The organism is Bacillus hominis (genome assembly GCF_018332515.1).
In the GTDB taxonomy this organism is placed as follows: domain Bacteria; phylum Bacillota; class Bacilli; order Bacillales; family Bacillaceae_G; genus Bacillus_A; species Bacillus_A hominis.
Window position 1 is genome coordinate 15,373 of record NZ_BOQD01000026.1, and the last position, 23,060, is coordinate 38,432.

The 23,060-nt window shown below is 36.8% G+C and carries 20 protein-coding genes and 2 tRNA genes; 1 reads left to right on the forward strand and 21 read right to left on the reverse strand.

Annotation, left to right across the window (positions count from 1 at the left end; genetic code table 11):
• Positions 1–4: 4 nt before the first annotated feature.
• The 7 genes from ysxC to KI356_RS03505 form a co-directional block, all read right to left on the reverse strand.
• Positions 5–601, reverse strand: coding sequence for a ribosome biogenesis GTP-binding protein YsxC (gene ysxC / locus KI356_RS03475; RefSeq protein WP_000869121.1), 597 nt, complete (start codon positions 599–601; stop codon positions 5–7).
• Positions 598–2,928 carry an endopeptidase La gene (gene lon / locus KI356_RS03480; RefSeq protein ID WP_128280818.1) on the reverse strand — a complete coding sequence of 777 codons (2,331 nt, stop codon included), beginning with the start codon at positions 2,926–2,928 and terminating at the stop codon, positions 598–600. The genes ysxC and lon overlap by 4 nt, the downstream gene beginning before the upstream one ends.
• Before the next feature lie 184 nt (positions 2,929–3,112).
• Complete coding sequence (gene lonB / locus KI356_RS03485; protein WP_128280817.1) at positions 3,113–4,783, reverse strand: ATP-dependent protease LonB; 1,671 nt, start codon at positions 4,781–4,783, stop codon at positions 3,113–3,115.
• 106 nt (positions 4,784–4,889) lie between these two features.
• Positions 4,890–6,149, reverse strand: coding sequence for an ATP-dependent protease ATP-binding subunit ClpX (gene clpX, locus KI356_RS03490; RefSeq protein ID WP_000472285.1), 1,260 nt, complete (start codon positions 6,147–6,149; stop codon positions 4,890–4,892).
• Positions 6,150–6,412: 263 nt separating this feature from the next.
• Positions 6,413–7,690, reverse strand: a complete 1,278-nt coding sequence (gene tig / locus KI356_RS03495) for a trigger factor (protein WP_128280816.1) — start codon at positions 7,688–7,690, stop codon at positions 6,413–6,415.
• A gap of 309 nt (positions 7,691–7,999) precedes the next feature.
• Positions 8,000–8,998: a hypothetical protein gene (locus KI356_RS03500; RefSeq protein ID WP_128280815.1), complete on the reverse strand. Its 999-nt coding sequence runs from the start codon at positions 8,996–8,998 to the stop codon at positions 8,000–8,002.
• Between the two features lie 189 nt (positions 8,999–9,187).
• Positions 9,188–9,436 carry a hypothetical protein gene (locus KI356_RS03505; protein ID WP_128280814.1) on the reverse strand — a complete coding sequence of 83 codons (249 nt, stop codon included), beginning with the start codon at positions 9,434–9,436 and terminating at the stop codon, positions 9,188–9,190.
• Between the two features lie 315 nt (positions 9,437–9,751).
• Between KI356_RS03505 and KI356_RS03510 the strand changes: the two genes are divergently transcribed.
• Positions 9,752–10,366 (forward strand): PH domain-containing protein, encoded by a 615-nt coding sequence (locus KI356_RS03510; protein WP_128280813.1) that lies wholly within the window; start codon positions 9,752–9,754, stop codon positions 10,364–10,366.
• A gap of 50 nt (positions 10,367–10,416) precedes the next feature.
• On the opposite strand, the gene KI356_RS03515 is transcribed toward KI356_RS03510, so the two are convergent.
• The 14 genes from KI356_RS03515 to KI356_RS03580 form a co-directional block, all read right to left on the reverse strand.
• Positions 10,417–10,490: transfer RNA gene (locus KI356_RS03515), tRNA-Arg, on the reverse strand.
• Position 10,491: 1 nt separating this feature from the next.
• Positions 10,492–10,565 (reverse strand) — tRNA-Gly (locus tag KI356_RS03520).
• A 108-nt stretch (positions 10,566–10,673) separates the two neighbouring features.
• Complete coding sequence (locus KI356_RS03525) at positions 10,674–11,177, reverse strand: metallophosphoesterase (RefSeq protein WP_002067355.1); 504 nt, start codon at positions 11,175–11,177, stop codon at positions 10,674–10,676.
• 13 nt (positions 11,178–11,190) lie between these two features.
• The gene (locus tag KI356_RS03530) at positions 11,191–11,799 is read right to left on the reverse strand and encodes an XTP/dITP diphosphatase (RefSeq protein ID WP_128280812.1); all 609 of its coding nucleotides are present in this window, start codon (positions 11,797–11,799) and stop codon (positions 11,191–11,193) included.
• 11 nt (positions 11,800–11,810) lie between these two features.
• Complete coding sequence (rph, locus tag KI356_RS03535) at positions 11,811–12,548, reverse strand: ribonuclease PH (protein ID WP_088060105.1); 738 nt, start codon at positions 12,546–12,548, stop codon at positions 11,811–11,813.
• A gap of 131 nt (positions 12,549–12,679) precedes the next feature.
• The gene (locus KI356_RS03540; protein ID WP_128280811.1) at positions 12,680–13,729 is read right to left on the reverse strand and encodes a GerMN domain-containing protein; all 1,050 of its coding nucleotides are present in this window, start codon (positions 13,727–13,729) and stop codon (positions 12,680–12,682) included.
• Positions 13,730–13,859: 130 nt separating this feature from the next.
• On the reverse strand, positions 13,860–14,672 hold the full coding sequence (gene racE / locus KI356_RS03545; protein ID WP_002122827.1) for a glutamate racemase: 813 nt from the start codon (positions 14,670–14,672) through the stop codon (positions 13,860–13,862).
• A 429-nt stretch (positions 14,673–15,101) separates the two neighbouring features.
• On the reverse strand, positions 15,102–15,773 hold the full coding sequence (locus KI356_RS03550) for a type 1 glutamine amidotransferase domain-containing protein (RefSeq protein WP_212934806.1): 672 nt from the start codon (positions 15,771–15,773) through the stop codon (positions 15,102–15,104).
• A 107-nt stretch (positions 15,774–15,880) separates the two neighbouring features.
• Positions 15,881–16,105 carry a spore germination transcription factor GerE gene (gerE, locus tag KI356_RS03555; protein WP_000659484.1) on the reverse strand — a complete coding sequence of 75 codons (225 nt, stop codon included), beginning with the start codon at positions 16,103–16,105 and terminating at the stop codon, positions 15,881–15,883.
• Between the two features lie 165 nt (positions 16,106–16,270).
• Entirely contained in the window at positions 16,271–17,566 is a 1,296-nt protein-coding gene (locus KI356_RS03560; RefSeq protein ID WP_212934818.1) for a purine/pyrimidine permease, read from the reverse strand.
• Positions 17,567–17,605: 39 nt separating this feature from the next.
• Positions 17,606–18,505, reverse strand: a complete 900-nt coding sequence (locus KI356_RS03565; protein ID WP_212934807.1) for a DMT family transporter — start codon at positions 18,503–18,505, stop codon at positions 17,606–17,608.
• Positions 18,506–18,598: 93 nt separating this feature from the next.
• The gene (locus KI356_RS03570) at positions 18,599–19,843 is read right to left on the reverse strand and encodes an amidohydrolase family protein (RefSeq protein WP_212934808.1); all 1,245 of its coding nucleotides are present in this window, start codon (positions 19,841–19,843) and stop codon (positions 18,599–18,601) included.
• Between the two features lie 13 nt (positions 19,844–19,856).
• The gene (locus tag KI356_RS03575; RefSeq protein ID WP_212934809.1) at positions 19,857–21,107 is read right to left on the reverse strand and encodes an amidohydrolase family protein; all 1,251 of its coding nucleotides are present in this window, start codon (positions 21,105–21,107) and stop codon (positions 19,857–19,859) included.
• 109 nt (positions 21,108–21,216) lie between these two features.
• Positions 21,217–22,782: a glutathione ABC transporter substrate-binding protein gene (locus KI356_RS03580; protein ID WP_212934810.1), complete on the reverse strand. Its 1,566-nt coding sequence runs from the start codon at positions 22,780–22,782 to the stop codon at positions 21,217–21,219.
• Positions 22,783–23,060: the final 278 nt, after the last annotated feature.

Here is a 23,060-nt window from a genome sequence, read left to right on the forward strand (position 1 = left end):
TTCGTCACGCGTTTTTTGTTTTTGTCATTTTATGAATTGCCTTCCACGCTTCTTCTTTTCCAAGTCCTGTTTCAGAAGAGAATAGAACGATTTCATCGCCAATTTCAACAGCAAGCGTTTCTTTTACAACTTTTAAATGCTTTTGCCATTTCCCTTTCGGAATTTTATCGGCTTTCGTTGCAATAATAATTGTTGGGATTTCATAATGCTTTAAGAAATCATACATCATCACGTCATCTTTTGTTGGTTGGTGACGTAAATCAACTACTAATACAGCTGCGTCTAATTGCTCACGTGTTGTAAAGTATGTTTCAATCATTTTGCCCCATGCCGCGCGCTCCGTTTTAGATACTTTCGCATATCCATAACCTGGAACGTCAACAAAATGCATCATTTCATTGATTAAGAAAAAGTTCAGCGTTTGCGTTTTTCCTGGTTTAGAAGAAATACGTACTAACTTTTTACGATTTAAAATTTTATTAATAAAGGAAGACTTCCCGACATTAGAACGACCTGCCAAAGCAATTTCTGGTAAATCACTGTCTGGATATTGTTCCGGTTTAACGGCACTAATTACAATATCTGCTTTTGTTACTTTCATTGTTTCACTCCTACTAATGCGTGCTCCAATACTTCGTCTAAATGAGATGCAAGCACAAACGTAAGGTTTTCTTTTACGCTCTCTGGAATATCATCTAAATCTTTCTCATTTTCCGCCGGTAAAATAATTTTTGTTAAGCCTGCGCGGTGAGCACTTAATGTTTTTTCTTTTAAACCACCAATTGGTAATACACGACCACGAAGTGTAATTTCACCTGTCATACCTACTTCTTTACTTACAGGAATACCTGTTAGTGCAGAAATAAGTGCCGTTGCCATCGTAATACCTGCTGACGGTCCATCTTTTGGAACTGCTCCTTCTGGAACATGAATATGAATATCGTTTTTCTCATGGAAATTCGGATCGATCTGCAGCTCTTCTGCACGAGAACGAATATAGCTAAACGCTGCTTGTGCGGATTCTTTCATAACATCCCCAAGTTTCCCTGTTAAAATTAATTTCCCTTTTCCTGGCGCTACAGACACTTCAATTGCAAGTGTATCGCCGCCCGCTGCTGTGTAAGCTAAACCTGTTGCCATACCAACTTGGTCTGTTTTTTCAGCTTGACCATAACGGAATATATGCTTACCAAGTAAATCAACAATATTTTTATCTGTTACAACAATGCGCTTGCGTTCTGCTGTAACGATAATTTTTGCTGCTTTACGACAAACTTTTGCAATTTGACGCTCTAACGTACGAACACCAGCCTCGCGTGTATAATAACGAATAATTTCAAGAAGCGCTTCATCACGCACTTGCAAATTACCTTTTCGCAAACCGTGCTCTTTTAATTGTTTCGGCAATAAATGCTCACGAGCAATGTGCACCTTTTCAAGTTCTGTATAACCAGCAATCGAAATGATTTCCATACGGTCAAGCAATGGGCCTGGAACACTTGCAAGTGTATTAGCAGTTGCAACGAACATAACTTTCGATAAATCATATGGCTCTTCAATGTAATGATCACTGAAGTTATGATTTTGTTCCGGATCTAACACTTCAAGTAACGCCGCTGATGGGTCTCCCCTGAAATCGTTAGACATTTTATCAATCTCATCTAATAAGAAGACTGGATTAACTGTTTTCGCCTTTTTCATACCTTGAATAATACGTCCTGGCATCGCACCTACATATGTACGACGGTGACCACGAATTTCAGATTCATCACGCACACCACCAAGAGAAACACGTACAAAATTACGATTTAACGATGTTGCAATAGAACGTGCTAACGAAGTTTTCCCAACCCCAGGAGGTCCTACTAGACAAAGAATTGGTCCTTTTAATGAATTCGTTAACTTCTGTACAGCTAAATACTCAAGTACTCGCTCTTTCACTTTTTCAAGACCGTAATGATCTTTATTTAAAATTTCTTCCGAATGAGCGAGGTCAATCATATCCTCTGTTGCTGTTGTCCATGGGAGAGCTAATAACCAATCAATATAATTACGAATGACACCACTCTCAGCAGAACTTACAGGTAACTTTTCATAACGATCTAATTCTTTCAGTGCAGCCTTCATTGTTTCTTCAGGCATTCCCGACTGTTCAATTTTCTCACGAAGTTCTTCAACTTCCCCGCCCTTGCCTTCTTTATCACCAAGTTCAGTTTGAATCGCCTTCATTTGCTCACGTAAGAAATATTCTTTTTGCGTGCGCTCCATTGAACGTTTCACTTTTTGTCCAATTTTCTTTTCTAGGCTAAGTAACTCTTGTTCATCTTGAATAATTGAAATAAGTGTATGTAGTCGTTCTTTCACAGATACAATCTCTAAAATCTCTTGTTTCTGCTTCGTTTTAATCGGTAAGTGAGAAGCAATTAAATCAGCTAGTCTTCCGGGTTCTTCTATATCAGCTACCGTTGCAAATGTTTCATTTGAAACTTTTTTCGAAACTTTAATATATTGTTCGAAATGCTCCAGTAACGTACGCATAAGAGCCTTCTCTTCTAAATCATCTTCTACTTCTTCAGTTACTGTTCTAATAGAAACTTGTACCACATTTTCTTCTTCGATAAACTCTACTACTTCTGCTCTATGTAAACCTTCTACAAGGACACGAAGCGTACCGTTCGGCAATTTTAACATTTGCTTCACTTTCGCCACTGTACCTACACTATATATGTCATCTTCTTTCGGATCGTCGATATTCATTTCTTTTTGCATTGCTAAAAAGATGATATTTTCATCCATTGCCGCCTGCTCTAGTGCTTGTATCGATTTATCACGTCCTACATCAAGATGCAGAACCATCGTTGGATATACGAGAATGCCTCTTAATGGTAGGAGGGGCACAATTCTTTCATTCGTATTCATACTAGACATAGCACCTCCATAATAAATTAAACTCCTGTTCAACTATTTTATATTACAATACATCTAGATGCAATTGCAGAGATTCTTCGCAATTGTAAATCTCCTGTTTTTTTGTGCCTCACGAAAAGAAAAAAGACTCCGCTTAAGCATACAAACTTAAACGAAGTCTGGCAAATTTTATTATTATATATTCTCACATTGATTGTGCATCTGTTTCGTCCAAAGAAGTATGCACATCAAGCTCACGATGCATATTTTCCTGCATAAATGTTAATTCAAATACTTCTTTTAATTTGCGAACAGGAATGATCTCAATTCCCTTTATTGTGTACAAAAATGGTTGCATGTTTTCAGCCGGAATGATGACTTTCTTAGCTCCCGCTTTTTTCGCAGCTTTTATTTTTGCGTACACACCACCAATAGGCTTCACTTCTCCGTGGATACTTATCTCACCTGTCATCGCCACTTCATTATTCACATACGTACGATGCACTGCTGAATAGACACCTGTTGCCATAGCAATACCTGCTGAAGGTCCATCAATCGGGATACCACCAGGAAAATTAATATGTATATCATAACCTTCTGGCAACACATCTAGAGAACGAAGTACTGTTAACACATTATCAACAGAACCTTTCGCCATACTTTTTCGACGAATCGATTTCGTTTGGTTACCAATACTTTCCTCTTCTACAATTCCAGTGACATTTACTGACCCTTTATCTTTCGCAGGAATAGCTGTTACCTCAATTTCTAATAACGCACCTGTATTCGGCCCATATACAGCAAGCCCGTTCACAAGACCGATTCTTGGAATTGGATAAATACGTTTTTCGTACTTTGGTGTAAGCTGACTAGAATGAACAACCCATTCAATATCTTCATCTTTAATGAAAGGTCGCTCTTCATTTATCGCCATACCAGTAGAAATTTGCACGAGATTAATTGCTTCTCGTCCATTTCTTGCATACATTCCAATCATTTCGATACCTTTCTCACCTACTTGCATTTCCACTTTATCAGCTGCATTTTTCGCTACTTTTTGAATTTCTTCTGTATCTAACTCACGGAAGAACACTTCTAAACAACGCGACCTAATTGCAGGAGGAATTTCCTCTGGCGAACGCGTCGTTGCACCAACTAAGCGAAAATCTGCAGGTAAACCTTTTTGAAAAATATCATGTATATACGTTGGAATCATCGAATTTTCTTCACTATAGTACGCACTTTCCAAAAATACTTTCCGATCTTCTAACACCTTTAGCATTTTATTCATTTGAATTGGATGTAATTCACCAATCTCATCGATGAACAAAATACCACCATGAGCATCTGTTACAGCCCCTTTTTTCGGCTGTGGGATACCCGCTTGCCCCATTGCACCTGCTCCTTGATAAATCGGATCATGCACTGAACCAATTAATGGATCCGCAATACCACGCTCATCAAACCTAGCTGTCGTTGCATCAAGTTCGATAAATGTTGCATTTGTACGAAATGGGGATTTCGGATTTCGTTTCGCTTCTTCTAATACAAGGCGTGCTGCCGCTGTCTTTCCGACACCTGGCGGACCGTATATGATCACATGTTGCGGATTAGGACCACAAAGAGCCGCTTTTAACGACTTAATCCCGTCTTCTTGCCCTACAATGTCTACAAAGGATGTAGGACGTACCTTTTCCGCAAGTGGCTCTGTTAAAGAAACCTCACGCATTTTACGAAGCTGCTCTAATTCTTTTTTCGATTCTCGATCAATTGAAACTTTTTGTGTTCGCTGATTTCGAAGTAAGTGCCAAAAATACAATCCGACAATTACGCCAAAAACAAGTTGAACAAGTAAAAATATATTTGTCCAGCTCATAATTCATTTCCTCCCGCTATGTTTTACCTTTTAGTATTTCCTGGGAGGAATAGTGCTAAACATAAAGAAAAACAGCAATTATAAAAATTGCTGTTTCTTCTTCGCATTATGCAGATGTTTTTGTATCAAGTACAGTACCGTCTTGTAACACCAATTTCGGCGGTTCATTATCAGCTACTGTTTCTTTCGTAAGAATACACTTCTCGATATCTTTGCGAGATGGAAGTTCGAACATTACATCAAGCATCAAGCCTTCAATAATAGAACGAAGTCCACGAGCACCTGTTTTACGTTCAATTGCTTTTTTCGCAATCTCAACTAGTGCACCTTCTTCAAACTCTAACTCAACATCGTCAAGCTCCAATAATTTTTGGAATTGCTTAACAAGTGCATTTTTCGGTTTAGTTAAAATATCTACAAGAGCATCTTCATCAAGCGGCTCTAGGTTCGCAATAACTGGAAGACGACCGATAAACTCCGGAATTAAACCGAATCTTAAAAGATCCTCTGGTAAAACGTGAGATAAAACATGCTTCTCATTTACATCAGCATTTTTCTTCTCAGCACCAAATCCAATTACTTTCTCACCAAGGCGACGTTTAATAATAGGCTCGATGCCATCAAACGCTCCACCACAAATGAATAGGATGTTCGTTGTATCAATTTGAATAAACTCTTGATGCGGGTGCTTACGACCACCTTGAGGTGGAACGCTTGCTACAGTACCTTCTAAAATTTTCAGAAGTGCCTGCTGTACGCCTTCACCAGATACATCACGTGTAATTGATGGATTTTCGGACTTACGTGCCACTTTATCAATCTCATCAATATAAATGATTCCTTTTTCCGCTTTCTCTACATCATAATCAGCTGCTTGGATTAATTTTAGTAAGATGTTTTCTACATCTTCCCCTACATATCCAGCTTCTGTTAAAGATGTTGCGTCAGCGATCGCAAATGGAACATTTAAAATACGCGCTAATGTTTGTGCCAATAATGTTTTACCACTACCAGTTGGCCCAATAAGTGAAATATTACTCTTCGCTAATTCTACATCATCAATTTTGCTGTTAGAATTAATGCGTTTGTAATGGTTATATACCGCTACCGCCAGTGCTTTTTTCGCGTTATCTTGTCCGATGACATACTCATCTAAGATTTCACGAATTTCTACCGGTTTCGGTACATCTTTGAATTCTACTTCTTCGTCCTTCGCAAGCTCCTCTTGTACAATTTCAGTACAAAGCTCGATACACTCGTCACAAATGTAAACACCTGGACCTGCAACTAGCTTTCGAACTTGCGTTTGTGTTTTACCACAGAAAGAACATTTTAATTGACCTTTTTCATCATTAAATTTAAACATATTTTCACACCCCTTACAAAGTGCTAATCTCTTGCCTTCGTATGTACACGATAAATGTATCGTATGTAAATACATATTATGTCACTACGTGGCGAGAAATACAAATAATATGACTAGTTATGTACAAATAAAAAAATTTAAAACTTTTGAAATATGTATATTCGACTTGCAAAGGAACTTTTCCTTCTTCATCGAAAAGTTTTATAAATATATTTCTATATTTATAAAACAAGGCACGATTAAAATCGCGCCTTGTTATTTTATTATGCAGCGTTGTCTACTAAGAAGTCTACAGCTTTACGCACTTTAAGATCTTCAGCTAAAGCGTCTACGCTTCCAAGAGCTTGCTTGATAGCGTCTACTGGCATACCGTACATTTCAGCCATTTTTTCAACTTCTGCAGTTACTTCTTCTTCAGTAACTTCGATGTTTTCAGCTTCAATGATAGCTTCAAGAACAAGATTGATTCTTACACGTTTTTGTGCATCCTCTTTCATTTGCTCTTTTAATTTGTCAGCGTCTGTACCTGTGAATTGGTAGTAAAGCTCAAGGTTCATACCTTGTTGGCTTAAACGTTGCTCGAATTCACGAACCATACGATCTAACTCAGTGTCGATCATAGCTTCTGGAATGTCGATTTCAGCGTTAGCAGCAGCTAATTCTACTACTTCGTCACGTACTTTGTGCTCAGCTTCGTGCTTTTTGCCTTCTTCTAAGTTTGTACGAAGTTTTGTTTTTAATTCATCAAGAGTTGTAACTTCTTCGTCAGCATCTTTAGCGAACTCGTCGTTTAACTCAGGAAGTTCTTTTGTTTTGATTTCGTGAATTGTTACTTTGAATGTTGCTGGTTTACCAGCTAATTCAGCAGCATGGTACTCTTCTGGGAATGATACTTCAACTTCTTTAGAATCACCAGCTTTAAGACCAATTACTTGCTCTTCGAAACCTGGGATGAAAGTACCAGAACCGATTGCAAGAGAATAGTTTTCGCCTTTTCCGCCTTCAAATGCTTCGCCATCAACGAAACCTTCGAAGTCGATTACAGCTGTATCACCATCTGCAACAGTTCCTTCTTCTTTAACAACTAGTTCAGCTTGACGCTCTTGTAAAGCTTTTACTTCGTTCTCTACATCCTCGTCAGTTACAGTTGTTTCAACTTTTTCTACTGCTAAACCTTTGTAATCACCTAATTTAACTTCAGGTTTTACAGTAACTTTTGCAGTGAAAATTAAGTTTTGGCCTTTTTCGAATTTCTCGATGTCAATCTCAGGATGAGCAACTGGGAAGATACCAGCTTCATCGATTGCTTCACCGTATGCTTTTGGTAAGATAATATCTAAAGCATCTTGGTATAAAGATTCAATACCAAAGCGTTGTTCGAATAATGGACGAGGCATTTTTCCTTTACGGAAACCTGGTACATTAATTGTTTTTACTACTTTTTTGAATGCAGCGTCGATAGAGTTATTTACTTCTTTAGCATCAACTTCGATTGTTAAAACGCCAACGTTACCTTCTAATTTTTCCCATTTTGTAGACATTTATTCTTTCCCTCCAACTATAATAATGTATGCACATACCTCTATAGATTAAGATTTTTATTATCTCTTTTTTGAAATAACAAATGTACAAATAATCCTCTAGCAAAAGCTTTCAGATACAATGTTCCAATCTACTAATTGTCTAAAAGACAACTACGGTATATTTTGTTCGAGAATAATATGAAACATATTAAGTAAGAGAATTATACTCCTCTTCTCTTACAAACAGGCAGATTTCTGCCTTTTGCAACCCTTACATTATAACATAGAATGTGCTCGTTTCAATAACTGAACGATTCTTTTTCATAATTATACGGGCAAATACCCTTCTCTTTCAATACGTAGTAACCATTGATAGGCAATATGAAATTCCTCAAACTCAATATTGTATGCTGTCATAAGTTCTTCTTCATCAATAGCCAATCCGAAACGCTTTCTTCCAACTCTCTCTAAGACGGCAGCCCAAATTTCTACTTTATCCATTAATAGAGGGAATGGGAAAATGCTAATTTGTAATTCTTTCCAGTATGTAACCATTGCACTAAATATATCTGGATAATTTTGCTCTAATCGACTTGATAATTTATGTATAATGTTATCGGATTGCTCCTCATTATGACCTGTAAATGCTGGAATTACCTTGATCATATTTCCAAACTTTTCTACTTCTATCTCTTCTTCTACTTGATTTTCTATCATTTTATACAAAATAGAAGTTTTCAAATAAGGGTGCTGCTGTTCGTCTATTAAAAATCTCTTTAAAACAGGTAATGCAAGATCCAAGTCTTTTAACGAAAGTTGCTGAATCACTCTTAACTTTTGCCCAAAGTTTTCACCAAAAATCCCATTAGTAAACTCATCCAAATCAAAATTAGAATCCACTAATGACGCATCTTCCTCATTTAGCATCCCTTCTGCAAATAAAGCGAGCTGCGCTAATTTTTCCTTTTGCTCCGGCATTATGTCTTTCGTTTGCAGAACCTTTTCAACAGTTTCAATAACACCTTCGTAATCATTTGTTTGAACTAAAATAGTCACATACGTTTCAAGAATATCCCCAAATAATACAGCTCCTGTTTCAAGCAACTGTTCACATTTGTCTTTCGCTTCTTCCATACGTTTTAATTCTAGCAAACAAATAACGGAAGCTAATTCTGTTTGTTCCGTTTCTGCATTATACTGACGTAATATTTCAAAGCAGCGCAATGCATCTTCGAATTCCCGCTCTTTCAACGCTAAAAAACCTTTATCAATATAGCGTTCGGATAGTTGCGGAAACAATACGACCGTATTTTCTTTTTTATCCATACGTCCGCCTCTTTTTCTAGATTTTAATGATCTTCAAAGTAAATATATCAAATGCGTAATGAGAACACAACATTCCAAAATTATTTATTTGAAATATAGGAATATTCTATTTTTATAACGGAAAAGCAACAAATTTTTAAATAAAATTCATTTTTCACAAACAAAAACCCTCACGCAGAGGATTCATCATTAATGGAAAGCTTGTATAATTGTGGGGTATATAACAAGGGTAATAATTTGGAGAACAATAATTGCCATAACAATCATGCTAAAGTAGAAGATCGGTTTACTTCGCTTCATTAAAAACATAATAATAAGCATCGTACAAGCAAACAAACTTAAAAAGAACAAACTTGTTGTCGAACTAAGTATACCACTCGGGACAAAGAACAATAAAACTACACTACAAGTACCTATAATTCCAAATAACCATTCCATTCATTCACTCATTCCCTTTCCCTCTCATGGCAGTTTTTTCTACGCTACTAAATGTTTTACAACATCAACTACATATGTTAACTTTTCATACGCCACAAACCCAAAAGCTACTGTTAAACCCGTTACAATTAATCCTTTCATCATCTCTTCCTCCTCATGTATCGTTGTTATCTTCATTATAGAGGATTCGTAATTTGTTACCATCGAACTTCCTTACAGTTACCTTACAGAATTGTAAGATTTCAAAAATTGATTTAAAATCGTGTTAATATATTTTTGTACAATTAAGAATTTATTTTACAAGGGGGATTATACATGTTTAAAAAAATGGCCGCTGATGTTTTAGGATTAAGTGATGTAGGTTCTGTCATTACGCCGCAGGATTATGATAAGGTTGATGCTGATGATTACGTGATGCATGAAGACGGGGAGAAAATTTATTTTCTAATTAAATCAAAATCAGATGAATATTGTTTCACAAACAAAGGATTAATCCACCTAGATGGTACAAGCGCAACAAGTAAAAAACGTACACTACGCCGCTTTAGCTATAGTAAATATCAAATTAAAAACGTAGCACTTGAAACTGCGGGAACAATTGATTTAGATGTAGAAATTAAGTTTCAAATGGGAGATGAGCATTATTCAATTGATGTTCATAAAAAACATATTGAAGAATTAAAAGATTTATATAAGGCTTTACTTAAAATAGAAGAAATCTCATACGACAACGATATTACATTGCAGTATGCACATAAAAGTTTAGATATGGCTTCTAACGCTTTCAGCCGTATTTCAAATGCACAAGTAAATTTAGCAGAGCAATTTAAAGAGATGAACGAGATCGCCTTTAACTGGCTTGTTGATACGAAGAAACAATATAATGTGAAAGATTATGGTTTTGTCTTTGAAAAGTTTATTAATAACTAATTTAAACAAACAAAAAACCTTGTTATCAAAAGATAACAAGGTTTTCTTAGCGTCCCAGGAGAGATTCGAACTCCCGACCGTACGCTTAGAAGGCGTATGCTCTATCCGGCTGAGCTACTGGGACATGGAGCGGGTGAAGAGAATCGAACTCTCGACCAGAGCTTGGAAGGCTCTTGTTTTACCACTAAACTACACCCGCATATGTTATTTCATTTTTCTTCGTTAGCGCCATTGCCCTATCGACAATATTTATTATATTCATAACCACTTATAAAGTCAACACTTTTTTAAAAGAGGATAATTTTTATTATCCTCTTTTAAAAGTTGCTTGTTCCACCAGCTGTCCGTCTAATGTTTCAAAACGAACTTCTATATGATTTTCATCCATTTCTAATAAAGCGAATGTCTTTTCTACACGAGAGCGCGGGAGCAAAATACTCCCTGGATTAATAAATAAAATCCCATCAAGTAATTCTGCCCCTAATACATGAGAATGTCCAAAGCATGCTACTTGCGCTCCTACTTCTTCTGCATGATATGCTAATGTTTGTAATGTCATTTTCACATTATGACGATGACCGTGTACAACTAAGAAACGAATTCCATCTACATCAGTTACAATTTCATCTTGAAAGTTAGCATAATCACAATTCCCTTTTACAACATGGAAACCTTGCAGCTCTTCGTGAGCAGGCGTTAGCTCTGAATCACCACAATGAATCATGACATCTACTTTCCCTTCGTACTTCTCTTTTAACTGCTGTAATTCCTTCACAGAGCTATGACTATCGCTTACGATTAAAGCTTTCATCAATCTCTCTCCCTTATTCTTCTAAAAACCATTCTGGGATTTTTTCTTCTAATTTACGAAGAGCGTGTCCGCGGTGACTAATTGCGTTTTTCTCATCCGAACTTAGCTCAGCCATCGCTTTTTTATATTCTTCTACATAAAAAATCGGATCGTATCCGAAACCATTTTCCCCACGGCGCTGTTCTAGAATTTTCCCTTCGCACGTTCCGTTTACAATAACCGGCTCTTTATCCACTTCAGGGAAAGCAACTGCTAATGCACAGTAAAAACGAGCTGTGCGTTTTTCTAAATCGATGTCAGTTAACCCTTGTAACACCTTATCTATATTCGCCTGATCATCTTTCGGCTCTCCAGCAAAACGAGCTGAATATACACCTGGTTTCCCGTTTAAGGCATCTACAATAAGACCAGAATCATCCGCAATTACGATGGAATTCAACTGTCTACTAAGACTGTCCGCTTTTAAAATTGCGTTTTCTTCAAATGTTTCACCAGTTTCTTCGACTTCTTCAATATGAGGAAAATCGTGTAAAGATTTCACTTCTAAGTCAAATCTCTCAAATAACTCAGCAAACTCACGTACTTTCCCAAGGTTTTTCGTAGCTACAACAACTTGCTTCATATTTTCCACCTCTACTCTATATGAGATACGATGTCACCTAACGCTTCTTTTTGCTTTTCAACAAGTTGGAAAATCCCTTGTTCAGCAGCATCAAGTAGTTCATTTAATTCAGCTCTGCTAAACGTCGCTTCTTCTCCAGTTCCTTGCACTTCAACAAACTGACCTTTTCCAGTCATAATAACGTTCATATCAACGTCTGCTTTAGAATCTTCAGCATAATTTAAATCTAAAACGACACCTTGTTCTTCAACGATGCCTACTGACGTTGCCGCTAAATAATCTTTCACCGGAATTTTAGATACTTTGTCTGCTTGCAATAATTTTTCAAAAGCTAATACCATTGCCACATAAGCACCCGTAATAGAAGCTGTTCTCGTTCCGCCATCCGCTTGAATTACATCACAGTCAATCCAAACCGTTCTTTCGCCAAGCGCTTCTAAATCAACAACCGCACGTAATGCTCGTCCAATTAAACGCTGGATTTCCATTGTGCGCCCTGTTACTTTCCCTTTACTTGACTCCCTGATTGTGCGTTGCTCTGTCGCACGTGGAATCATTGCGTATTCTGCTGTTACCCAACCTTTTCCTTCTCCACGCATAAACGGCGGTACACGCTCTTCAATTGTCGCTGAACAAATTACCTTTGTATCCCCAACTTCAATTAGTACCGATCCCTCTGGATGTTTTAAATAATTTGTATGAATATGTATATGGCGTAGCTCTGCTTGTCCTCTACCATCTACTCGCATAAAAATAACCCCCTCTTAACTACTACTCATTAGTATAGCCAAATTTAAATGTATGATATGTATACAATAGAAGAAGGGGAACTCAAAAAGCAATTCCCCTTTCTTACATAAGTATATCAAATTATTCGCGATTAAAAACTACCTGTATTTACGTTTTGTGGCCGATCAACAGGTTTTATTAGCTTTTCACCCTTCTCATCCATAAGATTCGCTTTCCCATTCACTTCAATAGAAACATTTTTCACACCTTGTTTTTCCGTTAAAGATAAGACCAACGACTTCAATACATAATTTGAAATCATATTTTTATCTGGGTTTACAAATATATTTTCATTAAAGTTTAATGTAAGATTTCCGTCCTGCACTTTCGGATTCGTAATAAGCTTAGCTCCCGGATTAAAATCATTTAGTAACGAACCGTGAATCGGACCTTTTACAAGTTCGTCCACAATTGCTGCATAATCATTTTCTTTCCCTTCTGCAACACGTCTTGTTACCGGTACGTAATATTGCTGCTTATTATTATTTTGCGCCATAAAGTAAAGTGTAACTGGTTTTGTATGCGTTACATCTGCTACTTGTTCATCATCAAAGTTAATTCCATTCGCACGACTTACACCTTCACCAAGCGGCGTACCCGCAACAGGCATCTTCGCTAGCTTTTCACCATTTATTTGGAACTGCACTTGTTTTATTTCTGTAAATTGAGTCAAAGTCCACGCTACTGATTCAACAATTTGACGTTCTTCTTCTTTTGAATAATTTTTCATTTCTTTAGAGAAATCAATTACTGCTGTCCCACCTTTTTTCAAATTTAAAGTCATCGTCGTATTCGCTGGAAGGACTGCTCGAAATCCATTCGGCAATAAATTTGTGACTGGTCCATCTTTCACAAGATACTCTAACGTTTGCTTTACAACTTCATTCGCTTTCGGAGTAGGCATTGCAATAGTTTGCGGTACGACATATCCATTTTTATCAACGAGGTATAACTCTCTATTTACTGTTTGCCCTTGTTTATCTTTTTTAGCTGTTTCTTTCTTTTCACCTTCTGTATACGTAACTTTTTTTGGCGGATCAATTTGTTCTGTCGCTTTCTCTTGATTTAATAAGCCACACCCTGATAATAAAATCGCACTCACAGTAGCACCAACAACCCATTTAAAAGTGGATTTAGGCATGCCATTCCCCCCTAAAATCTAAGTTTGTACTATTATGTATACGAGCTGTTTCATATTTTAGAACAAGCTATAGCCACTTACACAGAAAAAACCCCTGATTTCTCAGGAGTTCTCTTATATGAATCTACTATTATTCTGTTTCTAAATTAATATGCTTCACATTTTCAATCGGCTGACCGAACCACTTCGATGCAATTTCTTTAAACAGACCTATTTTACCAGTCGTTAAGAAGAGATGATCACTTTGTTCCTCTCCCTCATTTAACATCTTACTATGGTATAAAATCGTGCTTACCTCACGCGCTGTTTCATCACCCGAACTAATTAGTTGCACCTTATCTCCCATTACCTTTTTAATAACGGGACCTAAAATCGGATAATGTGTACACCCTAAAATAAGTGTATCAATGTCAGTACTTTTCAACGGTTGCAACGTTTCTCTTACAACTTCATACGCCATTTCACTTTCGAAATTCCCGCTCTCTACAAGCTCAACGAAAGGCGGGCACGCTAAACTTTCTACCATAACACGGTTATTAATAGACTTTAGCGCCTCTTCATAGGCACCACTTTTTACTGTTCCAATCGTTCCAATAATCCCAACATGATACGTATTTGTCACTTTTAAAGCTGTACGTGATCCTGGATGAATAACTCCAACTACTGGAATTGGTAATTGTTTCTGCATTTCTTCTAATACAACCGCAGTTGCTGTATTACACGCAATAACTAACATTTTGATATTTAAATCTAATAAATGCTCCGTCATTTCCCACGTAAATTGACGCACTTCTTCACGAGAACGCGGACCATAAGGGCAACGTGCTGTATCCCCTAAATATATAATACGCTCTTTCGGCAACTGACGAATTAATTCCTTCGCTACTGTTAAACCGCCCACTCCTGAATCAATAACACCGATCGCTCTATTCAACTTAATCACCCGTTTTCTCATTCATCATCTTATTTTATCCCGCTATTTGCGGGCAGTAAAACTCCCACCTCAAAATTCGGCTGCAGCAAAGAAGTTAAGCAGGAGATCCACTGCCCGTAAACGCCCGATTGGTGAAGGCTAATAATCAGTAGAGGATGAACAAAACCCCCACTGATTAAAGTTTCACCTTATGTTTATCAGTATATTTTACACACTTTAAGTTCGCTAACTTAAAATGCCCCTGTATAAAATTTTTCATTTGTACCTGTATAGATCAGGACCTTTTTTATTTTGCTCCTTTTTTTCATAATTTGCAAGACAGAAAAATAACCGACCTTCTATATGAAAGTCGGTTTCTTCTATATAAAATATATATTCATTACGCCACTTTTCTCTGAATAGAAGACATTCCTATTAATAAGAAGAAATGTGCAGAAATTAAAAAGACGATAATTTATTTACAGCTCTTTTTATAACCTTACCTATTTCCACGCTAGACTGCGGATTCTGTCCTGTAATCAAACGCCCATCTACTACGACATGCGGCGTGAAATTAGGAGCTACATAAAATAAAGCTCCTTCTTCCTTCAATTTACTTTCTAGCAAAAACGGCACTCGCTTTTCTAAATGTACAGCTTTTTCTTCATCATTTGTATAACCTGTTATACGCTTACCCGCACTAAAAAACGAACCATCTTTATTTTTCACACCGACTAAGGAGCTTACTCCATGACAAACAGCCGCTACAATCCGGTTATTGTTATACATATTTACAATCAAATTTGCTACATATGGATTCCCCGGAAAATCTACAATCGCCCCGTGCCCACCACCAAATAAAACCGCATCATAATCCGAAAAATGAACAGTTGAGATCGGCTTCGTATTTTGCAATAAGGAAGCGACATGCTTAAATTCACGGGGAATCCCGTTTGGAATAGACACTCTATCAATAGGTACTCTACCGCCCTTTATCGACACAATATCAACATCAAACTTAGCTTCTTTAAATAAATTATAAGGAGCTGCGAGCTCTTCAAGCCATAAACCAGTCGGGTGTCCATTCATATCATGAGCGCTTGTTGAAACTAACAATATCCTTTTCAACACATCCCCTCCTTACTACCTATTTATGTATGAGACATTATTATCATTCATATAGAACATGAAACAAACAAAAAAACAGCCGACCTTTTGTATAAAAGTCGGCTTTCTTTTTATAGCTCAAGCTCTCCCATACGAAGAAGCTCAACAACTGCTTGTGAACGTCCTTTAACCCCTAGCTTTTGCATTGCGTTTGAGATATGGTTGCGTACTGTTTTTTCACTTATAAAAAGTTCACCTGCAATTTCCTTCGTCGTTTTATCTTGAACGAGTAATTCAAATACTTCTCTTTCTCTCTTTGTGAGTAACGGTTTAGATTGATACGCTTTTTCCTTCAACTGGTATAACCCTCCTTGCTTAAGCCAGAGCTGTATATGTGTAAGTTGGGTGTTTATTTAGTCAAGATATTGTATGAACGAAATGTGCAGGTGGTGAATGAAAATAGGCTTTATTTCTTATGTTATTTTAGACTTTTATACGGTTTATGCACTTATTTTATACATTCACTTCTCCATGCGCCATATTTGTTCTAGCAATATACTTACAACTGTACCTACGAACAAACCATTTCCGAATATATATTGCATAACAGACGGCAAGGATTGGAGTGCTCCAGACGGTAAAAACATAACACCGCTGCCAAATAATACTGCAACTCCTAAAATTGTTACATTCCTTTCATTAAGCTCCACTTGTTTTATATTGTTTAACCCAATACCAATTAGCTGTACGAATGAGGCCATTAAGACTGCAGATGCAACAGCGGATGGTAACGACGCTAAGTAACGAATAATACTTGGAAATAGCGACATAACGACTAGTAGTACACATGCAAATAAGAATGAACGCATATACTTTTGATTTGTTAAACGTATGAAACCTGCCGTTGCTGGTAACGGAACGACACCTACTGTTGAAAATAAAGAGGAAATCATATGTGAAATCCCTCCGACCCACGTACCGTTTCTCAGCTGTCTTTGTTCAATAGCTGCTTTATGAATCGTAGCTTGATTGATTGCTATAATAGCTGCTACTGTATTTGAAACTAAAATACATACCATAACAAAACTCGATACAGCCATACCCGTATTCCATTTTGGAAGTCCCCAAGCAAATATATGCGGAAATTGCACAAAATGAGTTACTTGAGATGGGATCGTCACTTTTCCTGCAATGAGAAAAATAAGCCATCCGCTAATTATCCCTATTAAAACCGCATAACTTTTGACAAAGCCTTTTCCGAAATTGGAAAGTACGATTACAAACAAAAATATGCCAACCGCAATCAACGTTGTAAATCCATCAATTTGAGAAACAGTAGCTGTAATTCCTAGCATTCCTTTTAAAAACACACCACTTAATTGCAAACATAATAACAGTAAGAACGTCCCTGTAACGAGCGGCGTAAATAAAAATAAAATACGTTCTATAAAACCAGTTAGCCCTAATCCTATTAAGATAACTCCGGCAACCATCATCCCTAGTTCTAAAATTTGCAACGTACTATGTAGTTGATCTTGCCCTACAGTTGCATAAGCAAGTACGGTAAATACACCAACCCAAGATCCAGCTGGCCCATCAGCAATAGGCAGTTTATGTCCAAGCCATCCTTGTAGAAAAGAAGATATACCAACTACAAAAAATGTACGCTGCATTAAATAAAATACTTCTTCCGTCGTAAGATGAAATAATCCGCCAACGACAATTGGTAGTGCGATTGAATTCGCTAATAAAAAAATAAACCATTGCAAAGTTCCCATAATATGATTTTGGTTATGTTGATTGTCCAAATTTTTCATCCCTTCCATACATTTCACACAAAAATACACTTTATATTATTACGTAGCTTTTCGAAACAACTCTTTTTGTCCCTTCGATTTCTTCCCATATCCAAACGTTGCAATGTAAACTCCACAAACGATAAAAATAGCTCCAATTATTTGAATGGATGTTACACCTTTCTGCAATATAATATACCCTACCACCATCGTAACGAATGGTTCTAAATTTAAAAACATTGCCGCTGTTGATGCTTGCGCTTTTCTCAATTGATTATTCCAAACCAATGTACAAATTCCATGCATAAGTATTGCTGTCACAATTAGAAGCGACCAACTCTCTATAGAGTACTTCAACGTTATGTGAGAAAAGGTAAAAGCAAGAAACGGTAACATAATTAAAAAACCAAAAATTGAAGAGAAGAATGTAATAAAAAACATATCATCTCTTTTCCCCAATTTCCGAATTAAAACAATGGATAAAGAAAAGGATAACATCGTTATAAAAATCCATATTAATCCTTCTGAAAAGACGAACCTCTGCCCAACACCAATAACAAAAAACACCCCGAAAGTAGCAATCCCTCCTCCTATTACTAACTTAGCTGTTAACGGCTCGTTTAAAATAAATACCGCTAGAATAGAAGTCACGACAGGAGTAAGTGCTAATATTAGCGCAGCTGTTGTTGGTTCTGCTGTTTGTAATCCTTCATAAAAAGACCATTGATTAATCGCGACACCCATAACCCCAATTAATAATACACTTTTCATTTCATTCTTTTCTATATATAAGTCTTTCTTACATATAATGGCGTACGCCAGAAAAAACAAATTAATAAATAACAACCGAAGTGTCGTTAACAAAACTGGATGAAATGCATTTACTAGAATCGCACCAAATATAAAATTACTCCCCCAAACTACTACACAGATAAAAAGTAATATATAAGTACGTGTCACCTATTCCCCTCCGTTTCTCGTAAAAAAGAAGGATTCCTACTCTTTCATTAGGAACCCTTAAAAATATATATAAAATTTAGGGAGGTACGTAAATTAAATCAATACACCTTGAACATTCTGCAAGGAACCCGCTACTATTTTTCCACCTTTCATCACGGCAGGTCGTTTCGCTCGTCTAGCAATTGCTTCTGCTGAACAAGTAGCTTGTAAGAAGACAAAATCAGCTTTATCTCCTACTTTAGGCCAAACTTGATTTCCTTCTTGATCCAATGGCGTTTTTCCACCTGTAATAAACGCTAGAGACGAAGATAAAGATTTCTCATCAATCCAGCGATACTTTTCTGCTAAACGCCCTACTCTTTCAAAAATATCAGCATTTCCAAATGGGCCCCATGAATCAAACATACTATCACAACCTAAAGAAACGGAAACACCTTTTTCTGTAAGCAATGGTACTGGCGGCATATTTCTATTAATTGGTACTGTCGTAATAATAGACATTCCTCTTTCAGCTAATAAGTCTGCCATCTCTGCTCCTTCTTCTTTAGATACATCTCCTAGACTAAACGCATGACTAACAGCAACACGCCCGTCCCAACCCGCATCCTCTGTAAATTGAGCTAACTTTTTAATTGTATAAATACCTAAATGCCCTGCATCATGTAAATGTAAATCAACATCTGCATTTGCCTCTACAGCGATTTCCATCATATCAAAAAGTGATTTTTCAATATTATTATCTACAGTAGCTGGATCTACACCACCCACTAAAGTTGCGCCCACTTTCATCGCTTCCCTCATAAGAGAATGCGCTTCTGTACGAAGTAAACCGTGTTGTGGGAATGCTACGATTTCATATGTAAACGCACCTTTCATATCCTCTAAAGTTTGACGTACAGACTCTAAGTTTTTAAGACCGATATACGGATCAATATTTACATGCGTTCGAATATGAGTCGAACCAGCATTTAAAATGTTACTTAGTAACAACTCTGCTCTCTCTCCAGTTGTTTGAGCTAAAATCGGTAACTCCTGTTGTTCTAACTCTAATCTCTCAATAATATTTTTTACTGGTGTGCATGCTTCCCATGGACCACCAAGTCTTGTCTTATCAAGGTGAAAGTGATTTTCCACAAATGACGGAAGAACAAGCAATTCTCTCGCATCTTTCGTTTCATACTCTGTTTGAAGCGGTACATCCGCAAGTACAATCTTTGCAATCTTTCCATCCTGTATAAGTAAATGATGCAAAGCTGTTTCTGTGCCTGTAACTACTTCACTATTAAACTTGTAACCTGTTTCTAATCGTACATTCGTTAACCAATACACATTTTGCATTTCAATCATCCTCTCAAACAAGATTATTTATAGCTATTTTTTGTAAACTACCAGCAACAACATTTCCTTTATATAGAACAGCACAGCGCTCTGTTTGTCTTGCTACTACCTCAGCTGAACATGATGCTTCCGTAAAGACGATATTTGCTTCATCTCCTATTTTTGGCCATTGACGATTTCCTTGATCATCTAATATAGATTTCCCACCCGTAATAAACTGAAGTGCTTTCCCTAAAGAGCGCTCATCAATCCATCTAAATCTCTCCGCTAGACAATTTGCCTTTTGCAGCATATCTCCCGTTCCAAATGGAGACCAATGATCAGTTATACTATCGTTTCCTAGTGAAACTTTTACACCTTTACGATTTAATAATGGAACTGGAATCACATGTCTACTAATTGGAACTGTTGATGTTATATCCATGCCTAATGCCGCAAGTCGTTCAGCCATTTCCTCCGCTTCTTCTACCGATACATCCCCAAGTCCAAGAGCATGGCTAATTGTAACTCTTCCTTGCCACCCTGCTTCTTCTGTTAACGCTGCTAATCTCTTCATTGTAAATATTCCGAGTTGGTCCGCATCATGTAAATGAATATCAATGTCTGAATCAAACTCAACTGCAATATCCATAATTGTATTTAATGATTTTTCAATATTACTATCTACAGTAGCTGGGTCTACTCCACCTACTAAATGAGCCCCCATACGCATAGCATCTTTTATAAGCCCTACAGAATTACTTCGTAACAAACCGTGTTGTGGAAACGCTACAATTTTTGCTGATAACTTATCTTTATATGTTTCCAGTGCCCCAATCGTCGCTTCTAAATTCCCAAGACCAATTACAGGATCAATATTGCAGTGTGTCCGAATATTTGTCGCTCCATTTTCAAGTAGTAATTGCAACATTTTCTCCGCTCTACTCTTTGCAGTTTCTAATTGCTTTGGAAGAATGGTTTGCTCCTCATGAATACGAGTGAATATACTTTTCACTGGTGTACATGCTTTCCACGGTCCACCATAATACGTTTTATCAATATGGATATGCATTTCTTCAAATGCTGGTAATGCCAATAAAGCATTTGCATTTACTACTTCCCCATCTTGCTCCGCTACAATCCCAGGTAATATCTTCGTAATCTTTCCATCTTCAATAAGCAAACTACAAATTTCCGTTTCTGTACTTGTAATTCGTGATTCCTCATATACGTACCCAGATTCAAGTTTCACATTCGTTAACCAATATTTTGATTTTATACTCACTTTTTCAATCTCCCTTCGCAATGGGTTTTCTACTATACAAACGAAACAAAAACAGATAAAAATTTCTATCAGTGTAAAATGGTGTTTTACACTGATAGAATTTTCTATTTTACTGTAGCTCTACACCTTCCAGTCGCAAATACCCAGATGGATCAATCCAAAATCCTTTTATATTTTTCGTAGTCGCTGCAATATGATTAATCCCTCGAATTGGTACTAGTAAAGCATCTTTCAATTCAATTTCTTGCAACTGTTTATACAATTCTTTTCTCTTCGTCTCATCTTTTTCTTTTCTAGCATCTTCTATTAATTTATCTACTACCGGATTGCTATAGAAAAATTGGTTTCCAGTTGCTCCATGCGAACTAGAATGGAATAAATTATATTGATTATAGTCACCATCACCTGTTGCATTCCCCCAACCACCAACAAACATCGCATGCTCTGATTTATTCGTTGCAGCTAAAAACGCACCATATTCCATAACTTTAATTTCTACTTCAACACCAATCCCTTTTAGTTGAGATTGAATTACCTCCACTAACGCCATTCTCACTTTACTGTCATTCGTCCAAATTGTTGTTTTAAACCCATTTGGATAACCAGCCTCTGCTAATAACTTTTTCGCAGTATTAATATCATACTTATACCCTTTTACGTCTTTCGTATAACCAAATACTTTAGGAGTCATTACAGAGTTCACTTCAGTCCCAACATTGTTATATACTCCTTTTAAAATTCCTTTCGTTTCAATCCCATGTGCAATCGCTTGACGAACAATCGGATTATCAAATGGCTTTTTCTCTACATTAAATCCAATATATTCTACACCTAAACCTTCATTTTCAATTAACTCCATAGATGGCGAATTCTTCACTCTCTCTACTTCAGTTACAGGTAAATTCTCTGCAATGTGAGCTTCACCAGTTTCAATCATTCCAATGCGTGTTGCATCTTCCGGTACTACTTTGAATACAACTTCATCAACCTTTGCTTTTTCACCCCAATAATTTTTATTCTTCTCAAGGCGAATTTCTTCACCTGGTTTCCATGATTTAAAAGTAAATGGACCTGTCCCAACTGGATGCTGTGCTAAACCTTTCCCTTTCTCATCAATTGCTTTCGGACTTAAAATACTTCCTTCATTACTTGCGAAAATAGATAAAAGAGGCGCATATGGGTATTTCAATACAAACTGTACTGTGTATTCATCAATTACTTTTATTTCTTGGATCATGGAATAAACAGTTGCTCGATTTGAACCCACTTTCGGGTCTAATACACGTTCAAAGTTTTTCTTTACTGCCTCAGCATTAAATGGCGCACCGTCTTGGAATGTCACTCCTTGTTGTAACTTAAATTCCCAATTTAAATCATCAATTTGTTTCCATTCCTTTGCTAACATTGGCTTAAAATCCATGTTTTTATCTCGTTGTACAAGGTTTTCATACACTTTATGGTATACAATACTCGCTGAAGGAATGTTTGTAATAAAATGCGGATCTAAATTATCAGCATCTGACAGTCTAGCGATCGTTAAAACGCCACCTTCTTTTGCCCCTTTACTCCCCGACCCTTCGTTGCCTGTCTTCGTATTAGATGAACATCCCGCTAGAAAAACTGAAAGACATAAAATTGTGATAAAGCAAATCACAAGTCCCTTTTTAAACCTCATCGCCCTTCCCCCTCCACTTTCTTTTATCTCTACATCATAAAGTGAAACCTTAAACCTATCTTTCTATTTTACCTACTTTCTAAGAGCGGATAACTTCACCACCTTCTCTTCTGCAAGTTTGTTTATGTATTTGTAATTATAAATAACTTTACGGAAAAAGTTTTTAAACATCTTTACCTCTATTTGCACTTTCTTTACTATTTGAATTTTCTGAATTTTTTAAACATCTTTACTTGTATTTGCATTTTCTTTACTTATTGTTTTAAATCCGTTTACTT

Bases quoted from the DNA above. Each gene is read 5' to 3' on its own strand.
- KI356_RS03560 (WP_212934818.1), bottom strand. From the start codon at position 17,566: ATGAAAAATTTGGACAATCAACATAACCAAAATCATATTATGGGAACT.
- tig (WP_128280816.1), bottom strand. From the start codon at position 7,690: ATGTCTACAAAATGGGAAAAATTAGAAGGTAACGTTGGCGTTTTAACA.
- KI356_RS03510 (WP_128280813.1), top strand. From the start codon at position 9,752: ATGTTTAAAAAAATGGCCGCTGATGTTTTAGGATTAAGTGATGTAGGT.
- lonB (WP_128280817.1), bottom strand. From the start codon at position 4,783: ATGAGCTGGACAAATATATTTTTACTTGTTCAACTTGTTTTTGGCGTA.
- KI356_RS03570 (WP_212934808.1), bottom strand. From the start codon at position 19,843: ATGCAAAATGTGTATTGGTTAACGAATGTACGATTAGAAACAGGTTAC.
- ysxC (WP_000869121.1), bottom strand. From the start codon at position 601: ATGAAAGTAACAAAAGCAGATATTGTAATTAGTGCCGTTAAACCGGAA.
- KI356_RS03505 (WP_128280814.1), bottom strand. From the start codon at position 9,436: ATGGAATGGTTATTTGGAATTATAGGTACTTGTAGTGTAGTTTTATTG.
- KI356_RS03525 (WP_002067355.1), bottom strand. From the start codon at position 11,177: ATGAAAGCTTTAATCGTAAGCGATAGTCATAGCTCTGTGAAGGAATTA.
- KI356_RS03540 (WP_128280811.1), bottom strand. From the start codon at position 13,729: ATGCCTAAATCCACTTTTAAATGGGTTGTTGGTGCTACTGTGAGTGCG.
- lon (WP_128280818.1), bottom strand. From the start codon at position 2,928: ATGTCTAGTATGAATACGAATGAAAGAATTGTGCCCCTCCTACCATTA.
- KI356_RS03530 (WP_128280812.1), bottom strand. From the start codon at position 11,799: ATGAAGCAAGTTGTTGTAGCTACGAAAAACCTTGGGAAAGTACGTGAG.
- KI356_RS03500 (WP_128280815.1), bottom strand. From the start codon at position 8,998: ATGGATAAAAAAGAAAATACGGTCGTATTGTTTCCGCAACTATCCGAA.
- clpX (WP_000472285.1), bottom strand. From the start codon at position 6,149: ATGTTTAAATTTAATGATGAAAAAGGTCAATTAAAATGTTCTTTCTGT.
- KI356_RS03580 (WP_212934810.1), bottom strand. From the start codon at position 22,782: ATGAGGTTTAAAAAGGGACTTGTGATTTGCTTTATCACAATTTTATGT.
- rph (WP_088060105.1), bottom strand. From the start codon at position 12,548: ATGCGAGTAGATGGTAGAGGACAAGCAGAGCTACGCCATATACATATT.